General features: G+C 49.6%; 20 protein-coding genes. 12 read left to right on the top strand and 8 right to left on the bottom strand.

Annotation, left to right across the window (positions count from 1 at the left end; all coding sequences use genetic code 11):
• Window positions 1-104 precede the first annotated feature (104 nt).
• The 4 genes from rspA (at window position 105) to ACLJXE_RS07485 (ending at window position 5,425) form a co-directional block, all read left to right on the top strand.
• A complete protein-coding gene (gene rspA / locus ACLJXE_RS07500; protein WP_286630307.1) occupies window positions 105-1,319 on the top strand; it encodes a starvation-sensing protein RspA in 1,215 nt (404 codons plus the stop codon).
• Window positions 1,320-1,332: 13 nt separating this feature from the next.
• The gene (locus ACLJXE_RS07495) at window positions 1,333-2,352 is read left to right on the top strand and encodes a Zn-dependent oxidoreductase (RefSeq protein ID WP_410750528.1); all 1,020 of its coding nucleotides are present in this window, start codon (window positions 1,333-1,335) and stop codon (window positions 2,350-2,352) included.
• Window positions 2,353-2,404: 52 nt separating this feature from the next.
• Entirely contained in the window at window positions 2,405-3,784 is a 1,380-nt protein-coding gene (locus tag ACLJXE_RS07490) for an MFS transporter (protein ID WP_286630305.1), read from the top strand.
• Between the two features lie 165 nt (window positions 3,785-3,949).
• Window positions 3,950-5,425 carry a mannitol dehydrogenase family protein gene (locus ACLJXE_RS07485; protein WP_410750527.1) on the top strand — a complete coding sequence of 492 codons (1,476 nt, stop codon included), beginning with the start codon at window positions 3,950-3,952 and terminating at the stop codon, window positions 5,423-5,425.
• A gap of 66 nt (window positions 5,426-5,491) precedes the next feature.
• On the opposite strand, the gene ydfZ is transcribed toward ACLJXE_RS07485, so the two are convergent.
• From ydfZ to ydfG, 3 genes are all read right to left on the bottom strand, one after another.
• Window positions 5,492-5,695 carry a putative selenium delivery protein YdfZ gene (gene ydfZ, locus ACLJXE_RS07480; protein WP_003032393.1) on the bottom strand — a complete coding sequence of 68 codons (204 nt, stop codon included), beginning with the start codon at window positions 5,693-5,695 and terminating at the stop codon, window positions 5,492-5,494.
• Window positions 5,696-5,886: 191 nt separating this feature from the next.
• On the bottom strand, window positions 5,887-6,573 hold the full coding sequence (locus ACLJXE_RS07475; protein ID WP_286630303.1) for a GntR family transcriptional regulator: 687 nt from the start codon (window positions 6,571-6,573) through the stop codon (window positions 5,887-5,889).
• Between the two features lie 86 nt (window positions 6,574-6,659).
• Window positions 6,660-7,406 carry a bifunctional NADP-dependent 3-hydroxy acid dehydrogenase/3-hydroxypropionate dehydrogenase YdfG gene (ydfG, locus tag ACLJXE_RS07470; RefSeq protein ID WP_137383108.1) on the bottom strand — a complete coding sequence of 249 codons (747 nt, stop codon included), beginning with the start codon at window positions 7,404-7,406 and terminating at the stop codon, window positions 6,660-6,662.
• A gap of 137 nt (window positions 7,407-7,543) precedes the next feature.
• Here ydfG and dcp point away from each other — a divergent pair, with 137 nt between their 5' ends.
• Window positions 7,544-9,589, top strand: a complete 2,046-nt coding sequence (dcp, locus tag ACLJXE_RS07465) for a peptidyl-dipeptidase Dcp (RefSeq protein ID WP_410750526.1) — start codon at window positions 7,544-7,546, stop codon at window positions 9,587-9,589.
• 522 nt (window positions 9,590-10,111) lie between these two features.
• The gene (locus ACLJXE_RS07460; protein ID WP_286630301.1) at window positions 10,112-11,038 is read left to right on the top strand and encodes a diguanylate cyclase; all 927 of its coding nucleotides are present in this window, start codon (window positions 10,112-10,114) and stop codon (window positions 11,036-11,038) included.
• A gap of 282 nt (window positions 11,039-11,320) precedes the next feature.
• Here the strand turns inward: ACLJXE_RS07460 and mgtS are convergent, their stop codons facing one another.
• On the bottom strand, window positions 11,321-11,416 hold the full coding sequence (mgtS, locus tag ACLJXE_RS07455) for a protein MgtS (protein WP_003032406.1): 96 nt from the start codon (window positions 11,414-11,416) through the stop codon (window positions 11,321-11,323).
• A 485-nt stretch (window positions 11,417-11,901) separates the two neighbouring features.
• On the opposite strand from mgtS, the gene urtA reads away from it, so the two are divergent.
• From urtA to urtE, 5 genes are read left to right on the top strand one after another with little or no spacing between them, the layout of a single operon-like run.
• A complete protein-coding gene (urtA, locus tag ACLJXE_RS07450) occupies window positions 11,902-13,173 on the top strand; it encodes an urea ABC transporter substrate-binding protein (RefSeq protein ID WP_410750525.1) in 1,272 nt (423 codons plus the stop codon).
• Between the two features lie 45 nt (window positions 13,174-13,218).
• Complete coding sequence (urtB, locus tag ACLJXE_RS07445) at window positions 13,219-14,793, top strand: urea ABC transporter permease subunit UrtB (RefSeq protein ID WP_410750719.1); 1,575 nt, start codon at window positions 13,219-13,221, stop codon at window positions 14,791-14,793.
• On the top strand, window positions 14,793-15,866 hold the full coding sequence (urtC, locus tag ACLJXE_RS07440; protein ID WP_410750524.1) for an urea ABC transporter permease subunit UrtC: 1,074 nt from the start codon (window positions 14,793-14,795) through the stop codon (window positions 15,864-15,866). Before urtB ends, urtC begins: the two co-directional genes overlap by 1 nt.
• Window positions 15,866-16,663, top strand: coding sequence for an urea ABC transporter ATP-binding protein UrtD (gene urtD / locus ACLJXE_RS07435; RefSeq protein ID WP_286630298.1), 798 nt, complete (start codon window positions 15,866-15,868; stop codon window positions 16,661-16,663). Before urtC ends, urtD begins: the two co-directional genes overlap by 1 nt.
• A gap of 9 nt (window positions 16,664-16,672) precedes the next feature.
• Window positions 16,673-17,371, top strand: coding sequence for an urea ABC transporter ATP-binding subunit UrtE (gene urtE / locus ACLJXE_RS07430; protein WP_286630297.1), 699 nt, complete (start codon window positions 16,673-16,675; stop codon window positions 17,369-17,371).
• A 40-nt stretch (window positions 17,372-17,411) separates the two neighbouring features.
• On the opposite strand, the gene ydeE is transcribed toward urtE, so the two are convergent.
• On the bottom strand, window positions 17,412-18,599 hold the full coding sequence (ydeE, locus tag ACLJXE_RS07425; protein WP_410750523.1) for an efflux MFS transporter YdeE: 1,188 nt from the start codon (window positions 18,597-18,599) through the stop codon (window positions 17,412-17,414).
• A gap of 197 nt (window positions 18,600-18,796) precedes the next feature.
• Between ydeE and eamA the strand changes: the two genes are divergently transcribed.
• On the top strand, window positions 18,797-19,696 hold the full coding sequence (eamA, locus tag ACLJXE_RS07420; protein WP_410750522.1) for an O-acetylserine/cysteine exporter: 900 nt from the start codon (window positions 18,797-18,799) through the stop codon (window positions 19,694-19,696).
• Between the two features lie 30 nt (window positions 19,697-19,726).
• On the opposite strand, the gene marB is transcribed toward eamA, so the two are convergent.
• From marB to marR, 3 genes are read right to left on the bottom strand one after another with little or no spacing between them, the layout of a single operon-like run.
• On the bottom strand, window positions 19,727-19,945 hold the full coding sequence (gene marB, locus ACLJXE_RS07415; protein ID WP_286630294.1) for a multiple antibiotic resistance protein MarB: 219 nt from the start codon (window positions 19,943-19,945) through the stop codon (window positions 19,727-19,729).
• Window positions 19,946-19,975: 30 nt separating this feature from the next.
• Window positions 19,976-20,359 (bottom strand): MDR efflux pump AcrAB transcriptional activator MarA, encoded by a 384-nt coding sequence (gene marA, locus ACLJXE_RS07410; RefSeq protein WP_003032424.1) that lies wholly within the window; start codon window positions 20,357-20,359, stop codon window positions 19,976-19,978.
• A gap of 18 nt (window positions 20,360-20,377) precedes the next feature.
• Window positions 20,378-20,812 carry a multiple antibiotic resistance transcriptional regulator MarR gene (marR, locus tag ACLJXE_RS07405; protein WP_410750521.1) on the bottom strand — a complete coding sequence of 145 codons (435 nt, stop codon included), beginning with the start codon at window positions 20,810-20,812 and terminating at the stop codon, window positions 20,378-20,380.
• Between the last annotated feature and the right edge of the window lie 47 nt (window positions 20,813-20,859).

Genomic DNA, 20,859 nt, shown 5'->3' with positions numbered 1-20,859 from the left:
CTTTTTTGTGATCAATGAGCGTTTTTTCGATCTTCATACTTGTATGGTAGTAGTTCAGTTGAGTAAATTTCCTGCATCACAAGAAGAGATGTAAGGATTAAAAAATGAAGATTGTCGGGGCTGAAGTTTTTGTTACCTGTCCAGGACGTAATTTTGTCACGCTGAAAATCACGACAGACGATGGGATCACCGGATTAGGGGATGCCACGCTGAACGGGCGTGAATTATCCGTGGCGTCCTACCTGAAAGATCATGTGTGTCCGCAGCTAATTGGGCGTGATGCGCAGCGAATTGAGGATATCTGGCAGTTTTTCTACAAGGGGGCTTACTGGCGTCGCGGCCCGGTAACGATGTCGGCGATTTCTGCGGTGGATATGGCCCTGTGGGATATCAAAGCGAAAGCGGCGAATATGCCGTTATACCAGTTGCTGGGTGGTGCATCGCGTGAAGGCGTCATGGTGTACTGTCACACAACGGGTCATTCCATTGATGATGTGCTGGAGGATTACGCGCGTCATCAAGAGATGGGGTTTAAAGCGATCCGTGTGCAGTGTGGTGTACCGGGGATGAAGACCACCTACGGTATGTCTAAAGGTAAAGGCCTGGCCTACGAACCTGCGACCAAAGGCCAGTGGCCGGAAGAGCAGCTGTGGTCGACGGAGAAATATCTCGATTTCACACCGAAATTGTTTGAAGCCGTCCGCAACAAATTTGGTTTTGATGAACATCTTCTGCATGACATGCATCACCGCCTGACGCCAATTGAAGCGGCCCGTTTTGGCAAGAGCATTGAACAATACCGTTTATTTTGGATGGAAGATCCTACCCCGGCTGAAAATCAGGCATGTTTCCGCTTGATCCGTCAGCATACGGTTACACCAATTGCAGTAGGGGAAGTCTTCAACAGTATCTGGGATTGCAAGCAGCTTATTGAAGAACAGCTGATTGACTATATTCGCACCACTATTACCCACGCAGGCGGTATCACCGGCATGCGTCGTATTGCTGATTTTGCCTCACTTTATCAGGTTCGCACGGGTTCTCATGGACCTTCCGATTTGTCGCCAGTTTGCATGGCTGCCGCGTTGCATTTCGATCTGTGGGTACCAAACTTCGGTGTGCAGGAATATATGGGGTACTCAGAACAGATGTTGGAAGTGTTCCCGCATAACTGGACCTTTGATAACGGCTATATGCACCCTGGTGACAAACCCGGGCTCGGTATCGAGTTTGACGAAAAACTTGCCGCGAAATATCCGTACGATCCCGCATATCTGCCGGTCGCCCGTCTTGAAGATGGCACGCTGTGGAACTGGTAAGGAGTGATTTGTTATGAAGAGTATTGTGATTGAAAAACCGAATACGCTTGTTATCGCCCAGCGACCGCTACCAGAACCTTCAGCAGGAGAGGTCCGGGTAAAAGTAAAACTGGCGGGGATTTGCGGTTCAGACAGCCATATTTATCGTGGACATAATCCATTTGCGAAATATCCGCGAGTTATTGGCCATGAATTCTTTGGTGTAATTGATGCTGTAGGTGAAGGGGTTGAGCGTTCGCGTATAGGTGAACGTGTGTCCGTTGACCCGGTTATCAGTTGTGGACACTGCTACCCTTGCTCAATTGGTAAACCAAACGTTTGCACATCGCTGGTGGTATTGGGGGTTCATCGTGATGGCGGTTTTAGTGAGTACACCGTTGTACCCGCGAAAAATGCCTGGTTAATCCCTGATGCCGTGAAAGATGAGCACGCTGTTATGGTGGAACCTTTTACCATCGCGGCGAACGTGACCGGACAAGTTAAACCAACAGAGAACGATATCGCACTGATTTACGGGGCTGGCCCGATGGGGCTCACGACTGTTCAGGCACTTAAACATGTCTACAACGTAAAAACGGTAGTGATTGCAGACAGAATTGACGAACGTCTGACGATGGCAAAACAGTGCGGTGCTGACTGGACAGTCAATAATGGGCAGCAATCATTGCAGGATTTTCTTGCTGAGAAGGCGCTGAAACCTACGATTATTGTGGATGCGGCTTGTCATCCATCCATTTTACAGGAGGCTATCACGCTGGCATCACCGGCTGCGCGAATAGTTATAATGGGATTCTCCAGCGAGCCTTGCCAGATTGTACAGCAAGGTATTACAGGGAAAGAGCTTTCAATCTATTCTTCAAGATTAAATGCAAATAAATTCCCGGTTGTTATTGATTGGTTGGTCAAAGGACTTATCGACCCCAATAAACTCATTACCCATACTTTTGACTATCACCACGTTACCGACGCAATTGAATTGTTTGAGAAAGATCAGCAGCACTGCTGCAAAGTTTTACTCACCTTCACTGAATAATATTAATAACTGCGAGTAAGTGGTACGCATCTTACCTCTAGAGATAGCCAATATGAATCAAGAAAAACACGAAAGGTCAACGAAAGATCTGGTGAGAGCAGCCATTTCAGGATGGTTAGGGACAGCTCTCGAATTTATGGATTTTCAATTATATTCACTGGGTGCCGCGCTGGTATTTCATGAAATATTTTTCCCGGAACAATCTGCCGCGATGGCTCTCATTCTGGCAATGGGTACATACGGGGCAGGGTATATTGCACGAATAGTTGGAGCATTTATTTTCGGTAAAATGGGGGATAGCATTGGTCGAAAAAAAGTACTGTTTATTACAATAACTATGATGGGGATCTGTACAACATTAATTGGCGTGTTACCGACATATGCGCAAATCGGAATTTTTGCTCCTGTGTTGCTGGTTACGCTGCGTATTGTGCAGGGACTCGGTGCGGGAGCGGAAATCTCTGGGGCTGGTACAATGCTCGCAGAGTACGCACCGAAAGGGAAACGCGGCATCATTTCCTCTCTTGTTGCAATGGGAACTAACTGTGGCACATTAAGTGCTACTGCAATCTGGGCCGTGATGTTCTTTGCCCTTGATCGTGAGGAATTGTTAGCCTGGGGTTGGCGAATTCCGTTCCTGGCGAGTGTAGTGGTTATGATTTTTGCCATCTGGTTGCGAATGAACCTCAAAGAAAGTCCAGTATTTGAAAAAGTTAATGATGAGGAGAATGCGCCGGCATTGAATAATCCGACAGAAAATACACTGGGTGCAATGTTTACCAGTAAGTCTTTCTGGTTGGCAACCGGCTTACGTTTTGGACAGGCGGGTAACTCAGGTTTAATTCAGACTTTCCTTGCCGGATATTTGGTGCAAACATTGTTATTTGATAAATCAATACCGACAGATGCCTTAATGATTAGTTCTGTGCTTGGGTTTATTACAATACCTTTGTTAGGGTGGTTGTCAGATAAATTTGGTCGCCGTTTGCCATATATCATTCTGAATATATCTGCAATTATTCTTGCTTATCCAATGCTATCGATTGTTGTAGATAAAACATATAGCCCTGGCGTCATTATGACAGCGCTGATTGTTATTCATAATTTTGCGGTACTGGGATTGTTCGCTCTCGAAAATATTACCATGGCTGAAATGTTCGGCGCGCGTAATCGCTTCACCCGAATGGCAATCTCAAAAGAGGCCGGTGGATTGGTGGCTGTTGGTTTTGGTCCTGTTCTGGCCGGTATTTTCTGCAACATGACTAATTCCTGGTGGCCGATTCTGGTGATGGTTATGGCTTACTCGCTCATTGGTTTGGTTTCAGCACTGCTAATGCCTGAAGTGAAAGACCGTGATTTGAGTGTCCTGGAGGATGCTGCGGAAGTGAGCAAAACCGGGAAGGTTCGTGCTGGAGCCACTCAGGCTGGCTAGTATGGACAGGGTATGGTCAGGCCTGAACTGATGGCCTGATCATGCTATTACACAGCTTTAGATGATGTCATACCAATCATAGAAAGTTTAATGCAAATCAAAACATACAACCATACAGGCGTTACTCTGAGACAGTCCTGATTTCATTGATAAGTAGGTCATACAATGCAAAACAAGCTCTTAGCGGCAAAGGCTGCACTTCCTGGCTACGATCGTACAAAACTGGTTCCACGTATTGTTCACCTCGGGTTCGGTGCTTTCCACCGCGCACACCAGGGGGTATACGCTGACATTCTGGCAGCAGATCACCATAGTGACTGGGGATATTGCGAAGTAAACCTGATTGGCGGAGAGCAGCAGATAGCTGATTTGAAACAGCAAGATAACCTGTACACCGTTGCGGAAATGTCTGCGGATGCCTGGACAGCAAGAGTTGTTGGCGTGGTTAAAAAGGCGTTGCATGCGCAGGTTGATGGCCTGGAAGCTGTACTGGCTGCGCTGTGCGAGCCGCAGGTGGCGATCGTTTCCCTGACCATCACTGAGAAGGGGTATTGCCATTCTCCGGCGACCGGGCAATTGATGTTGGATAACCCGATGATTGCCGCCGACCTGCAAAACCCTAAACAGCCGAAGACCGCGCCGGGTGTGGTGGTTGAAGCACTTGCACGCCGTAAAGCCGCAGGTTTAGCTGCGTTTACCGTGATGTCCTGCGACAACATGCCTGAAAACGGTCATGTGATGCGTAATGTTGTGACTGCATATGCACGCGCGGTGGATGCTGAGCTGGCTGCATGGATCGAACAACATGTGACGTTCCCGTCAACAATGGTTGACCGTATTGTCCCGGCGGTAACCCCAGATACGCTGGACAAAATTGAACAACTTACCGGGGTACGCGATCCGGCAGGCGTGGCATGCGAACCGTTCCGTCAGTGGGTCATTGAAGATAACTTTGTCGCTGGGCGTCCAGAGTGGGAAAAGGCTGGGGCTGAACTGGTGGCAGATGTTATCCCGTTCGAAGAGATGAAGTTGCGCATGCTTAACGGCAGCCACTCTTTTCTTGCTTACCTCGGCTACCTGGCAGGATATCAACACATCAACGACTGTATGGGGGATGAGAACTATCGTGTCGCCGCCCGCGCGTTGATGCTGCAGGAGCAAGCTCCAACATTGAAAGTGAAAGGGGTGGATCTCCAGCATTACGCCGACATGCTGATTGATCGTTATAGCAACCCGGCGTTGCGTCATCGTACCTGGCAGATTGCCATGGACGGTAGCCAGAAACTGCCGCAACGTATGCTTGACTCTGTGCGCTGGCACATTGTGCACGGTAGTGGTTTTGATCTGCTTGCACTCGGTGTGGCGGGTTGGATGCGCTATGTCGGGGGCGTGGATGAGCAGGGACAAGCAATTGAAATTAGCGATCCGTTGCTGCCTGTGATCCAGAAAGCGGTACAGAACAGTCACGAAGGTGAAGATCGTGTGCAGGCGCTATTGGCTATTGACGCTATTTTTGGTGACGAATTGCCACAGATTGAACGGTTTAAAAAGCGGGTGACAGAAGCGTACCTGACTTTGCTGGCGGAAGGCGCGAAGGCAACGGTTGCGAAATATGCTGCGAAATTACAGTCAGTAAGATAACTCTCTATGTCGCCATCCGGCTTTAACGACAGCCAGATGGCGCATTGTTTTTGGCATTCACACCAATCAGTTCATGCCTAAACGAATCAGTTCGAGGGGGGCATATTTGCCTTCGCATCCTTCGATTTCCACTGTTTTACCGCGGCGGATTTGCTCAGCGGTCAGGCCATCGGTGTCAATGGCTGTAATACGGCCGGTGAGTCCGGTGTCACTAATCATGACGCGGCTGCCAGTGGTGATTGCGTTGCGGTTACGATCGTATGTTTTCATGGTGTTTTCTCCTTTCCAACTTACCGTCAAAGCCCGTGGGCTTTTAGTCCCACGTAACGGGCGCAATATAAATACGCTTCTCGTTAATGATTTTTTTTGTTTTCGATCAAAATCACAGCTTTTTTTATGGGGATATGCAGGAGAGGGGGAAAATTCGGGGAAACTCACCTCAGTGAGAGGTGAGTTACGTATTAGTCTTCGCTAAACCAGTCGCTATTTTCCTGACGAATAAGCTGAACAGATTCACTAATTTCCTGTAGATGCAGCATCATTGCATGCTCGACGGCATCGCCATCATGCTTTACCAGCGCCGCAAAGATATCATGGTGCTGACGAAGTAGCATTTCAGGCGGGGAGACGTGATCCAGACTCATATAGCGCACACGGTCAATCGTGGCTTTAATATTCTCGACGGTGTCCCAGGCAAGCTGGCAATCAGCGATTAATGCCAGTTTCTGATGAAACTCATCATCAAGCTGAAAGAAATCGTTGAGTTGCTTACGGTCAATTGCAATGCGTTGCTGATGCAGGTTTTGTTCAAGTTGATAACACTGGTTGTCGGTGATCGTTGAGGCGGCGCGGCGGGCCACGGCACACTCAATGGCCTGACGGACAAAACAGCCATTTTGCACCTGCGACAGCGAGATCTTATTCACGTAACTGCCACGTTGTGGACGGATCTGAATCAAACCGTTTTCTGCCAGTTTGATGAATGCTTCTCGTACCGGCTGGCGAGACACGTTAAAGCGTACGGAAACCTCTTTCTCCGACAATGGCGTACCGGGCGCAATCAGACAATGCACGATATCGCTGCGAAGAATACGGTAAATCTGTTGATTTACCGGCTGTGTAGGATTGAGCTGCGTTTCTACGGTCATTCATTCTTACTTATTAGAGAGTTAACCCGGATATTTTATCACTTATCGAGCGCTTTCTATACCCGACACAAGGCCGGGTATCTCATTTAGCTTCGATGCACGCTGAGCCCGGCAAAAGACTGGGTGACAGGCATCATCTCAAGGGTATTGATGTTGACATGAGCCGGTAACGAAGCTACCCACCATACGGCTTCAGTGACATCCTGCGGAGTCAGTGCAGTTGTATTTTCGTAGGTTTTACCTGCTTTATCATCGTCGCCTTTGAAACGCACATTAGAGAACTCGGTACCGCCAACCAGTCCGGGTTCAATGTCGGTAACGCGGATCGCTGTGCCGTGTAAATCTGTTCGCAGGTTCAGACTAAACTGACGAACAAACGCTTTGGTTGCACCATACACGTTCCCGCCAGCGTACGGCCAACTACCGGCGGTAGAGCCGATATTAATAATGTGGCCGCGGTTACGCTCGACCATGCCAGGCAGAACGGCACGAGTCATATAAATCAGGCCTTTGTTGTTAGTATCGATCATGGTTTCCCAGTCATCGACATTCGCTTTGTGGGCTGGTTCAAGACCCAGCGCCAGACCGGCATTGTTGACCAGGATATCGATATTGCGCCATTCGGCAGGCAGGGCGTCCAGCATCTCTTCAATGGATGCGCGATTGCGTACGTCAAGCTGGGCGGTATACAGATTGTTACCCAGTTCATCTTTCAGTTCCTGCAGACGTTCCTGGCGGCGTCCGGTGGCAATAACTTTATGCCCATTCTCAATAAAACGACGCGTAATGCACTCACCAAAACCTGCTGTTGCTCCGGTTACTAAAACGATCATCTCACTGTTCCTCAACGCTTTTTATGTAGTACTACCATAGCACGTCATTTCTGTTCAGAGCTATTCCTGCGTAACGAGATTGCGGTCGAATCCTGGTAGGCCTACTCTATGAAACAAATCGTTTTCAGGAGGAAAAGATGTCGTTAACAAATCCTTTTTTGCACCACAGCACATTACCTTACCAGGCACCGCAATTTGATCAGATTGAAGATTGCCATTATCGGCCCGCGTTTGATGAAGGTGTGAAACAAAAACGCGCTGAAATAGCGGCAATTGTGCAAAACCAACAGGCTCCTGATTTCACAAATACGTTGCTGGCGCTTGAGCAAAGTGGGGCGTTGTTGACGCGTGTCACCAGCGTTTTCTTTGCGATGACAGCCGCGCATACCAACGATGAGCTTCAGCGTCTTGACGAGGCGTTCTCCGCCGAACTGGCCGCGCTGGCCAATGATATCTACCTTAATGACGCACTTTTTGCGCGTATAGATGCCGTCTGGCAGCAACGCGCTTCGCTGGAGCTGGAAGGTGAATCATTGCGTCTGTTGGAGGTGGTTCACCAACGCTTTGTGTTGGCAGGTGCGCGTCTTAATGACGCCGACAAAGCGTGCCTGAAAGCGCTAAATACGGAGTCGGCAACGTTAACCAGCCAGTTCAATCAGCGTCTGCTGGCGGCGAACAAAGCGGGTGCACTGGTCGTGGATGATGCCCGGCAACTTGACGGATTCAGCGCAGAGGAAATTGCCGTTGCGGCGGAAGCCGCCAGCAACAAAGGACTTGAGGTACGCTGGGTTATTCCACTATTAAACACCACACAACAACCGGCACTTGCTGCGTTACGCGATCGACAGACACGAGAAAACCTGTTTACCCAGGCATGGACGCGGGCGGAAAAAAACGATGCCAACGATACCCGCGCCATTATTAAACGGCTGGTGGAGATCCGCAGAGAGCAGGCAACATTACTGGGCTTTGCGAATTTTGCGGCCTGGAAAATTGCCGATCAGATGGCGAAAACGCCAGAAGCGGCACTTTCATTTATGCGGGAGATCGTGCCCGCTGCACGTCAACGTGCGCAGAATGAGCAGGCTGAAATTCAGAAAGCGATTAATCAGCAACAGGGCGAATTCGAGGTTGAGGCCTGGGACTGGGCATTTTATGCCGAGCAGGTGCGTCGTGAAAAATATGCGCTTGATGAAGCTCTGCTTAAACCTTACTTTGCCCTGGATACGGTGCTGAATGAAGGTGTTTTCTGGACAGCAAACCAACTGTTTGGCATTAAATTCATCGAGCGCTTTGACATCCCTGTTTATCATCCGGATGTACGGGTTTGGGAGATTTTCGATCATGATGGCGTAGGACTGGCGCTATTTTATGGTGATTTCTTTGCCCGTGAATCAAAAAGCGGTGGTGCCTGGATGGGGAATTTTGTTGAGCAATCGCTGCAAAATGAAACCAGACCAGTAATTTACAACGTCTGTAACTATCAGAAACCTGCTCAGGGCCAACCCGCCTTGCTGCTGTGGGATGATGTTATCACGTTGTTCCATGAGTTCGGACACACGTTACATGGTCTGTTTGCCCGCCAACGGTATGCAACACTGTCAGGCACGAATACCCCGCGTGATTTCGTCGAGTTCCCGTCGCAGATTAACGAACACTGGGCGAGTAATCCGCAGGTTTTCGCACGTTATGCTCGCCATGTTGAAACGGGTGAAAAAATGCCACAGCCATTGCTGGAGAAGATGCAACGGGCCAGCTTGTTTAACAAAGGTTATGATATGACGGAGCTTCTCAGTGCTGCATTGCTGGATATGCGCTGGCACAGTCTGGAGCAAAGTGTGTCATCGCTGTCAGTCGATGAATTTGAGCGGCAGGCCCTGGCCGCGGAAGGCGTGGATCTGCAGGCTGTACCACCGCGTTATCGCAGTAGCTATTTTGCCCATATCTTCGGCGGTGGCTATGCCGCAGGGTATTACGCCTATTTGTGGACGCAAATGCTGGCCGACGACGGCTATCAGTGGTTTGTAGAGCAGGGGGGATTGACCCGTGAAAACGGGCAGAAATTCCGCGAAGCGATTTTGTCCCGAGGTAACAGCACTGATTTAGCTGAACTTTATTGCCAATGGAGCGGCCGCGCTCCAAAAATGGAGCCAATGCTTAAACATCGTGGTTTGAGCGCTTAAGACATTGTCAGCGAAAAAAACTGAACCGGGCGTGATGCCCGGTTGTTAGCTGGATTTTTTCTTCCCCAAAATGTGAAATGGACGAATGCTGGTATGGGCGGGCAGATTCTTTTGGCGGTATTTTTAGGTTCACGGGAATTTCCGCTACGCCAGGGATCACTTTCACCACGATGTTCATGGCCGGTGTATTTTTTAATTTGGAAACCATAACAGTAATTTCGATATAACGCCGTTAAGGTGGAGGTTGATTCTTAATCACATGTCATGCGGATAATATTATCGTCTTTCTTGCGATTTAACTCAGAGGTGTTTTGTTTCATCTAATATAAAACAAAAATAATTACATCAACTCTATCGTATTGATTATCATGGTTATTTCAACCTGCAATTAATTTGTTACCATGCGAAGTAACCTTTGATTGCTTTCCATAATATTAATTACTATTAAAAAGTTTACATAAATTTTCCTTTTTGGCGATAAAATACCCGTGTCTAAATGTTCATACAGGGAAGGAAACCATGATGATCAGAAGAACAAAGGAAATAGATGCAATTTTAATCGAACTTAACAAATCAATTGATGCTCATTATAAGTGGCTAGTGAAAATGTTCCGCTGTGTGGTGTCATCAGACGTTACTCAGCCTGATATTACGGGCGATGACGCTCACTTTGTTTGTCAATTTGGGCAGTGGCTTAAAGACCATCCACAGCACGATGATGATGAATGTCGTTATGTCAGCAAGATTAACGCGACACATGAGAAAATGCATTTGTTAGGCAAGGAATTGCTATTGGCAATCGTGGAAGCGCGTAGCCATTCATGGCATTTCGACAGTTTCCAGGATGCGTTACTGGCATTTACGTCTGCGGTCATGGACTACAAAATTTATTTACTGACTATTCGCAGTAATATTGATGTCTTAACAGGTTTGCCTGGCAGAAGAATGCTTGATGAGACGTTTGACCAGCAGTTACTCGATGCTGAGCCGCTTAACCTGTACATATTGTTGCTGGATATCGACCGTTTTAAACATGTTAATGATACCTACGGACATCTGGTTGGCGACATGGTGTTGCGTAGCCTGGCGTCAAATTTATTATCATGGACTCGATATGATGAGGTTGCCTATCGCTATGGTGGTGAGGAATTTATTGTCATCATCCGAACCAAAACGGACGAGCAGGCCTGCCAGGCAGGGTTGCGTCTTTGTCATCTGATTGGCCAGAAAAAAATCCCTTTTCCAGAAGGCGAAATCGGCATAACGGTAACGGCAGGCATTACCAGAGTTCAACAGGGTGAAACGCTGGACAACGGTCTTGGACGTGCTGACAGAGCCATGTATGAGGGAAAACAGACCGGCAGGAATCGCTGTATGTTTATGGGTGAAAAAGAGAAAATCACGTTAGTTGGCACCAATGATCAACTTACAACGCGCGTCAGAGCGTGAATTTTATCAGCGCAGATCGGCTGTAGTTACGTTTCGTTTAACTTTCATTGGGGTTGTCGATGATATGTTAGCCGACTATTCGTTATCTTCGCAGGGAATTGCCAGATAACGTATAAAGCAAAACACAAATCTATCCATGCAAGCATTTACCGCTGGTTTCTCCGGCGGTTTTTTTTTCTGTAATTCAGAGAAATGATTCAGGGAAGGGAAGCAGGTAAAAAAATGGCCCCTTGTGCAGTTACGCTACAAGGGGCCGGTTCGGTGCAGGACTATCTCCGTTCATCAATCATCCCATCTGTGGCTAAAATACGCGGCCAGGAAACCGGAAAATAAAATAATTCCCAGAACAGCCATAAAAATATTCATATTACCCAGCATAGTAAATGCTCCTTTATCTATGAGTTTCCTCTCTTACCTTAATTTCACCTCGTCAATGACTATAGTAGCAATTCGAACTTAAACAAAGAGTGAACTGTGTGATTATTTCGTCTGAAATGTAAAGTTTTGGCTTTTTCACGTCGAAGAAAATAAATAATAGTGACGAAACAGGCGGCCCCATCTGCAAATAATCATAATTTTATCCTGTAATCCGCTGCAGTTATCGGGTTGGGCGGACACAAGATGTTGCACGTTTATAATGCAACACCGTGTCATGGTGGTTCATTTCTTCTCTCTTACCGTCATGACGACGCATTATTTTTACCTGCATTTCATTGGTGTTATTTATAACTTATTGAATTTAAATAATGTTTTATAACTGGCACTGTTTTTGCCTTATCACTCCTGAACACCCTTAATTTGCACCGTTTTGTCTGCCCGGTTGCACCGGAGCTTTCAGCAAGTCTATTTTCAGGAGTGAAACTATGCAGCGTCGCACATTATTAAAAGCCTTTGCTCTTTCGGCCTCTGTTGTGGCTATGGGGATGAGTTTTAGCGTTCAGGCTGCCGACACCATTAAAGTTGGCATCATGCATTCGTTGTCCGGGACAATGGCTATTTCTGAAACACCGCTAAAAGATGTGGCGTTGATGACCATTGATGAGATCAACGCCAAAGGCGGTGTACTGGGGAAAAAACTGGAGCCGGTAGTGGTCGATCCGGCGTCAAACTGGCCGCTGTTTGCCGAAAAAGCCCGTCAGTTGCTAAGCCAGGACAAAGTGGCGGTGGTTTTTGGTTGCTGGACATCGGTTTCGCGCAAATCGGTACTGCCGGTATTTGAAGAGTTAAACGGCCTGTTGTTTTATCCCGTGCAGTACGAAGGTGAAGAGATGTCACCTAACGTTTTCTATACCGGCGCAGCGCCCAACCAGCAGGCCATTCCGGCGGTTGAGTATCTGATGAGTGAAGACGGTGGCAGTGCAAAACGTTTCTTCCTGCTGGGCACTGACTACGTCTATCCGCGAACAACCAATAAAATTCTCCGTGCCTGGCTGCATTCAAAAGGTGTTGCGGATAAAGATATTGAAGAGGTTTATACCCCGTTTGGCCACAGCGATTACCAGACCATCGTCGCCAGCATCAAAAAATTCTCCGCAGGGGGGAAAACGGCGGTGGTATCTACCATTAATGGCGACTCTAACGTTCCGTTCTATAAAGAGTTGGCAAACCAGGGCCTGAAAGCGACCGATGTTCCGGTCGTTGCGTTCTCGGTAGGAGAAGAGGAGTTGCGCGGTATTGATACCAAACCCCTGGTAGGCAATCTTGCGGCCTGGAACTATTTTGAATCCGTTGATAATGCCACCAATAAGCAATTTATCGCGGATTACCGCGCCTACGCGAAAGCGCACAAACTGCCGAATGCTGATTCTGTGGTCACGAACGATCCGATGGAAGCAACGTATGTTGGCCTGCATATGTGGGCGCAGGCCGTTGAAAAAGCTGGGACGACGGATGTGGATAAAGTTCGCGCAGCCATGGCGGGGCAATCATTCGCTGCACCTTCTGGCTTTACGTTGACAATGGATGCAACGAACCACCACCTGCATAAACCCGTCATGATTGGCGAAATCGAAAGCAACGGTCAGTTTAACGTGGTATGGCAAACGGATGCCACGGTCCGTGCCCAACCGTGGAGTCCGTATATCGCCGGGAATGATAAAAAATCTGAGCAGCCCGTCAAAACCGCCAGCAACTGATCTTACGCCCTCCTGTGGGAGGGCCCAATTTTGGAGAACGCTATCATGAAAGCCATGCGCTTTATTCGTGGTGTGTTGCTGCTGACGTGGCTTTTGCCGTGGATAGCGCAGGCAACAGATGCCGATACCTTCGCTGCGTCCAGTCGGGCACAGCAGGCGACATTACTGGAACAATGGGCGATTAACCCCGATGTTCAGCGTTTACCTTTGCTTAATGCCCTGAGTGGTGAAAACCTGCTGGCCGATGACGTTAAAAATGCGTTCACGATGAACGGCTCACGTGTGCAATCACTGGGGGCGTCCGGCTCTCCCAGTGGCGAATTAAAAAAAATCCGCCTGACTAACCGCCTGCGTAATCTTGTGGCTGGCACATTGGCTATTCATCAGCTTTTAAGTGACAGTGTCACTTTAAGGATGACAGCCGCGAGGACATTACAACGTGAAGCACTGCCAGTTATGCTGCCTTTTTTGCAGCAAAGGCTGCTGCAGGAGACGGATGCTGGCGTGAAATCCACCCTCGCGGCTGCTCTGGCAAACCTGCAACTGAACAGTACTTCGCCCGACGTCAGGCGTCAGGCCATCGAATTGCTGGGCGCATCCAATGATCCTGAAACACAAGCGCGATTACAGCCTTTCACCCACGTGGAACATGAACCCGATGCGCGCGTACGCGCTGCCGCCAGCGAAAGCCTGAATACCATCGGACATCGAATGAAGGTTGGAGAGCTGCTTGGCCAGGCGTTTATGGGGTTATCGCTGGGGTCTATTTTATTGCTGGCGGCGCTGGGGCTTGCCATCACCTACGGGCTACTCGGCGTCATTAATATGGCACACGGTGAAATGCTGATGCTTGGCGCTTACTGTACCTGGATAGTGCAACAGCTGATGAGCCAGTTTTTCCCACAGTGGTTAGCTTTTTATCCGCTGGTTGCGCTGCCAGTTGCCTTCTTGCTGACCGCCGCTATTGGAATGCTGCTGGAACGCGGAGTGATCCGCCATTTGTACGGACGCCCACTTGAAACGCTTCTGGCAACATGGGGGATTAGCCTGATGCTGATCCAGTTGGTGCGTATGACCTTTGGTGCGCAAAACCTGGAGGTCGCTAACCCGGCGTGGCTGTCGGGTGGTATTCAGGTCTATGCCAATCTGATTTTGCCCTGGAACCGGATAGTGGTGCTGGGATTTGCCATTCTGGTGCTGTTCTTCACCTGGCTGTTGCTGAATAAAACCCGTCTGGGTATGCGCGTGCGTGCGGTGACGCAAAACCGCAGCATGGCGGATTGCTGCGGCGTTCCCACGGGGCGCGTGGATATGTTGGCATTTGGACTCGGCTCCGGCATTGCCGGACTTGGGGGCGTGGCGCTATCGCAGTTGGGCAACGTAGGACCAGAACTGGGGCAAAGCTACATCATTGATTCATTTTTGGTGGTGGTACTGGGGGGGGTTGGCCAGCTTGCCGGGAGCGTCGCGGCGGCGTTTGGTTTGGGGATTTTCAACAAGATTCTCGAACCGCAGGTTGGGGCCGTTCTCGGTAAAATTATGATACTGGTGCTGATTATTCTGTTTATTCAAAAACGTCCGCAGGGGCTGTTTGCGCTAAAAGGGAGGGTCATTGACTGATGACGATGCCAATGACATTAACACTGGCGCGCAAAGCGCCGCGTATTACCGCTGTGCTGGGACTGACTTTACTGCTGGCGCTGATTATTCTGCCATTTCTCGCGCTGCTGCCTGTGGATCATCCTCTGGCGATATCTGTCTGGACATTGACACTGGTCGGGAAAATTCTCTGTTATGCCATTGTGGCCGTTGCCCTGGATCTGGTGTGGGGATATGCCGGAATGCTGTCGCTGGGCCACGGTATTTTCTTTGCGCTGGGCGGTTATGCGATGGGGATGTACCTGATGCGCCAGGCATCTGGTGAAGGGGTTCCCGCTTTTATGTCGTTCCTGTCGTGGACTGAACTGCCGTGGTTCTGGTGGGGAACGCAGTATTTTCTTTGGGCGATGGTGCTGGTTGTTATGGTGCCAGGTTTGCTGGCGTTGGTGTTTGGCTGGTTTGCCTTCCGCTCAAAAATCAAAGGCGTCTATTTCTCCATCATGACGCAGGCGCTCACCTTTGCCGGAATGCTGCTGTTCTTCCGTAACGAAACCGGGTTTGGCGGTAATAACGGATTTACCGGTTTTACCACCATTCTGGGATTTTCGGTGACGGCGACCACGACACGTATCGCGTTGTTCCTGGCGACAGTGCTGCTGCTGGTTCTGGCGCTGTGGATCGGGTGGACGCTGGCTCGCAGTAAATTTGGTCGCATTTTGACGGCCGTTCGCGACGCTGAAAATCGGTTGATGTTCTGCGGATATGACCCTAAGGGCTTCAAACTACTGGTGTGGACGCTCTCTGCCGTCCTGTGCGGGCTGGCGGGGGCGTTGTATGTTCCGCAGGTGGGCATCATTAACCCCAGTGAAATGTCACCGACCAACTCAATTGAAGCCGCGATTTGGGTCGCATTGGGTGGGCGCGGTACGTTGATTGGCCCGGTGTTTGGCGCGGTGCTGGTGAACGGCGCTAAAAGTTGGTTTACCGTCATCATGCCGGAATACTGGCAACTGTTTCTCGGCCTGATTTTTATTGGCGTTACGCTGTTTTTGCCTCGCGGCGTGATTGGTCTGTTTCGCAAGGGAGACAAATAATGCAGCCAGATGAAGGGCTTTTTACCCGCCAGATGCCAGGCGATCGTTTTCGCAATCAAACCGATCCTGTGCTCCAACTGGAAAAAATAAACGTTAACTTTGATGGTTTTCAGGCGCTAACGGATTTGACGCTTAATATTGGGGTTGGAGAGTTACGCTGCGTTATTGGACCCAATGGCGCGGGAAAAACCACGTTGATGGATGTCATCACCGGGAAAACGAAGCCGCAAAGTGGGCAGGCGATTTACGATCAATCCATTGATTTAACATCACTCGACGCCATCGCCATTGCTCGCCAGGGCATTGGTCGCAAATTTCAGAAACCGACCGTATTTGAAGCACTGACAGTGGAAGAGAACCTCGAGTTAGCGATGAAAAATGATAAGTCTGTTTGGGGTTCCTTACGGGCGTGTTTGTCGGGAGAACAGCGGGATCGCATCGATGACATGTTGACGCTGTTGCGACTGAGTAATGAACGCGCCCGTCGTGCCGGACTCCTTTCCCATGGACAGAAACAATTTCTGGAGATTGGTATGTTGCTGGTGCAGGAGCCGCATTTGCTGCTACTGGATGAACCGGCTGCCGGGATGACGGATGCCGAGACGGAATACACCGCTGAACTGTTTCGCCAGCTTGCCGGAAAACATTCTCTGATGGTGGTTGAGCACGATATGGGATTTGTTGAGAGCATTGCTGATCACGTCACGGTATTGCACCAGGGGCGGGTGCTGGCCGAGGGGAGCCTGCGCGATGTTCAGGCTAATGAGCAGGTGATTGAAGTGTATCTCGGACGCTAAGGAGTGCTGATGCTACAGGTAAATGAACTAAATCAATACTATGGTGGCAGCCATATCCTGCGCGGCGTGAGTTTTGAGGCGCGTATCGGTGAAGTAACATGCCTGCTGGGGCGTAATGGGGTTGGCAAAACAACACTGCTGAAGTGCCTGATGGGGCTGATTCCAACCCGCAGCGGCAGCGTTATCTGGCAGGGTAAGAACATTACTCACCGTAAGCCACATCAGCGGGTGCAGGCGGGGGTAGCGTATGTGCCGCAGGGCCGCGATATTTTTCCTCGCCTGACGGTGGAAGAGAATCTGTTGCTGGGACTCTCCCGGTTTTCAGCACAAGAGGCAAAGCGTGTACCGGATGAAATTTATGCGTTGTTTCCGGTATTGCAGGAGATGAAATACCGACGGGGCGGTGATTTATCAGGCGGGCAACAACAACAGTTAGCGATTGGCCGGGCGCTGGCCAGTCGCCCGCAGTTGTTGATCCTCGATGAACCAACAGAGGGGATCCAGCCTTCGGTGATTAAGGAGATTGGCCTGGTTATCAGCCAACTGGCTCATCGTGGTGATATGGCTATATTGCTGGTGGAGCAGTTTTATGACTTTGCCGAACAGCTGGCGGACAAATACCTGTTAATGTCGCGAGGAAGCATTATTCAACGCGGATCAGGAGAAAACATGGCAGCTGAAGGCGTGCGTGGGTTGGTTGCCATCTGAATCGGGAGACAGTGCCGTTATGGCACTGTCGACGTCATTTTCAGCAGACTGCAGGCTGGCTCCAGGGTTTGGTGCGCATGCCTTTTATCATTAACGCCCAGGCAAGGATAATCGCCACCATCAGTGCGACAAACAGCGACCATGGGGGCAGTGTGGTCAGGATAACCCCGCTGACTAATGGGTTAGCCGCCGCGCCAAGCCAGCCCAGTGACTGGGCGGAAAAGTAACTGGCTTTCATGCCCGCCGGAGCGATGTTATCGATCAGCATGTATTCACCTGGCGCATAGATGACCTCGCCAATGGTGAAAAAGGCGGCTGAAATCCCCCAGAACAGCAGACTGTTGCCTGAGAATGTAAAACCGACCAGACCGATAACAAAAAAAAGTGTACCCGCAGCCATCAGCGGGCGGATGTTTGCAGACGTCAGCCTGCGCCCGACAGCATATTGCAGCGATACCACAATTGCCGCGTTGACGGGCAGAACGACCGCCACCACTTTCTCAGCAAAATCGCCATTGGCAACCACCATCACGTACTGAGAAATACAGGATGCAAATGCGCCACCAACAAACGAGGCCAGAAAAGCAGACAACGTAAACCAGCATAGTGCTTTATCGCGCAGCAGAACCGAGGGTGACCATACTGCCGCGTTCAAACTTTCGGAGGGGGGTACGGAGCGTTTTACCCATGTCTGGATAAACACCAACGGGAAGGCTGAACATATGGCCGCCAACCAAAACGGCAGGTTGATGCTTTGCATTACCAGCAGCGTGCCCAACGGCGGGCCAACGGTCCATCCGATGTTCAACACGGTGTAGTTAAGTGAGAAAATCTTTGTTTTATTAGTGGCTGAGAGGTTATCGGCAAACCAGGCTTTCAGCACTGTTGCAAATACGGAGTAGGCGCAGTTGATCAGTGCGAAGAGCAGAACCACCACCACTACGTTATGCACCAAAGGAATCGCGATGAAGCCGGATGCAAAACCCGCGATCGCCAGCAGCATAAAGCGTTTTTTTTCAAATTTATCGGCCAGAATACCGAATCCAAGGCTGAAAACGACGCCAATAGTCAGTGCTACCGTCATTGCATAACCGATCAGATCGACACCCAGACCATACTGGCGACTGAGGTAAATCGTCATGAATGGCAGCGTGGCTCCGCGCCCAATGGTTAATAGTAATGATGACGCGAGTAATGCAAGGGTCGACCTTCTCAGCGAGATATTCATTTTTTTGCCCGACAGTGCATGTTGTTATGTTTTTTTTAGATATCAGAAACAAATAGCATGCTAAAAGTGTGATGTACACTCAATAAGTTGTCTGAAAATGCCTGTGTGGCCTACCTGAATTAATGATCTGTTACGGTACAACGATTTCCGTTACCTTAACTTGTTTACAAAAATTTAATATTTGCAGAGGCGGTGGTATGTCGCGTAAAGATGGGTTGTTGGCGTTACTGGTCGTCGTGGTATGGGGGCTCAACTTTGTCGTCATCAAAGTGGGCTTGCACAATATGCCGCCGTTGATGCTGGCAGGCTTGCGCTTTTTACTGGTGGCGTTTCCCGCAATTTTTTTTGTTGCCCGCCCGAAGATCCCGCTCTCGCTGTTACTCGGTTACGGCCTGACCATCAGCTTCGGTCAGTTCGCTTTTCTGTTCAGCGCCATCAAGTTTGGGATGCCTGCTGGTCTGGCATCGCTGGTTTTACAGGCGCAAGCGTTTTTCACCATCGTGCTGGGCGCATTCGCCTTTGGCGAGCGTTTGCAGGGGAAGCAACGGGTCGGGATCGCGCTGGCGGTGTTTGGTGTACTGGTGTTGATTGAGGCAAGTCTCAATGGCCAACATGTCGGTATGCTTGGCTTTATGCTGACGCTGGCGGCGGCACTGAGCTGGGCCTGCGGCAATATCTTTAATAAGAAAATTATGCAGCATACTTCGCGTCCAGCGGTCATGTCGCTGGTGGTGTGGAGCGCATTAATTCCTGTCGTTCCGTTTTTTCTGGCATCGGCATTTCTTGATGGTCCAGCGCAAATCGTGCAGAGTCTTGTGGCGATCGATATGACGACTATCTTGTCCCTGGTGTATCTGGCCTTTGTGGCGACCATTGTGGGCTACGGCATTTGGGGTTCTCTGCTGGGGCGCTATGAAACCTGGCGTGTTGCGCCTCTGTCGTTGCTGGTACCTGTGGTGGGGTTGGCCAGTGCCGCCGTGCTGCTGGATGAAACGTTAACCGGGCTGCAACTGCTCGGTGCGTTGTTGATCATGGCGGGGTTGTATATCAATGTGTTCGGTTTTCGACTGCGCAAGATTGCACAGGCGAGGGGCTAAAAAAAAGCCCCGCAGTGACGGGGCAAAAAATTACAGGCTGTGCATATTGTAATAAGGCACGCCTAACTCATCGGATTTATCGCTGCCTGCACCCATATGATTAAAATCGAACGGAGACCGATCGTGCGCAGGGGGCATAATCATCGCGTCGCGATTATTTTGCGTTGTCGGTTGCGGGGTCTGTTCCGCCATGCTCTGGCCCGATACAACAAGCAGCAGGGCCAGCATCGCATAAGACAGAAGTTTCATTATTTCCTCGGTTACGTCGTTAACTGGCGATTAGCAATTGCATTGATTGAGCGGTAGTAAATACCGGGATTCGCCATGCATATTCGTCATCCGATATTTATGCGGCGGTACATCAAAATAGTTCTTGAAGGTCCGGGTCAGCGTTTGCTGAGACTCAAAACCGTAACGCTCTGCAAGATAGAGGATCGGTTCGTTACTCTCTTTCAATTTTTGCGCTATTTCAGTCATTTTACGGCTACGGATGTATTGACCTAATGAATGGCCGGTTTCTTTTTTGAACATCCGCTGCAGGTGCCATTTGGAGTAACCTGAACGCTCAGACACTTTTTCCAGCGAGAGTGGCGATTCAAGGTTATTTTCGATCCAGTCCAAAATGCTATGAATAGTGATTGTGTCAGTATTGCGTCTGGACATCGTCATACCTCTTTCTGTTTACGGCAGGATTCGCTTAAGCAAATGCTCAAGTGTTGCTATTTCTTCCGCCGTTAAGTTTTTTGTTAGTTCCTGGTGCAGGTCTTGCCCTACTAATTGATGACACTGCTCGCAAATCGCTGCGCCGTCTTCGGTGAGTTTCACCAGCACGCCGCGCTTGTCATGTGGATTCGGAAGCCTTTCAATCCAGCCTTTACAGGCCAGTCTGTCCAGCATCCGTGTCAGGGCGCCGAGATCGACAGACAGCACTTTTTTCAATTCGACAGGGGTAATGCACACCGCACAACGGATGGAGCAGAGCACCTTAAACTGCGATGCCGTGATATCCAGCGGTGACAAATAGTCGTTTAATAAACGATCTTTTTTCTGATTAACCATGTAGATCAAACGACCCAGTGGGATGATTTCATTGAACAGATCACTGGTGCTTTTCACAATGGTTGCCCTGGCAAGTAGTTAGTCACGGCTGATATTATTGCTCA

Origin of the sequence: Citrobacter sp. U14242 (genome assembly GCF_046555775.1) — a bacterium.
Taxonomy (GTDB): Bacteria; Pseudomonadota; Gammaproteobacteria; order Enterobacterales; family Enterobacteriaceae; genus Citrobacter.
The sequence above is the reverse complement of the archived record's forward strand: the minus strand, read 5'-3'. Positions and strand labels throughout refer to the sequence as shown.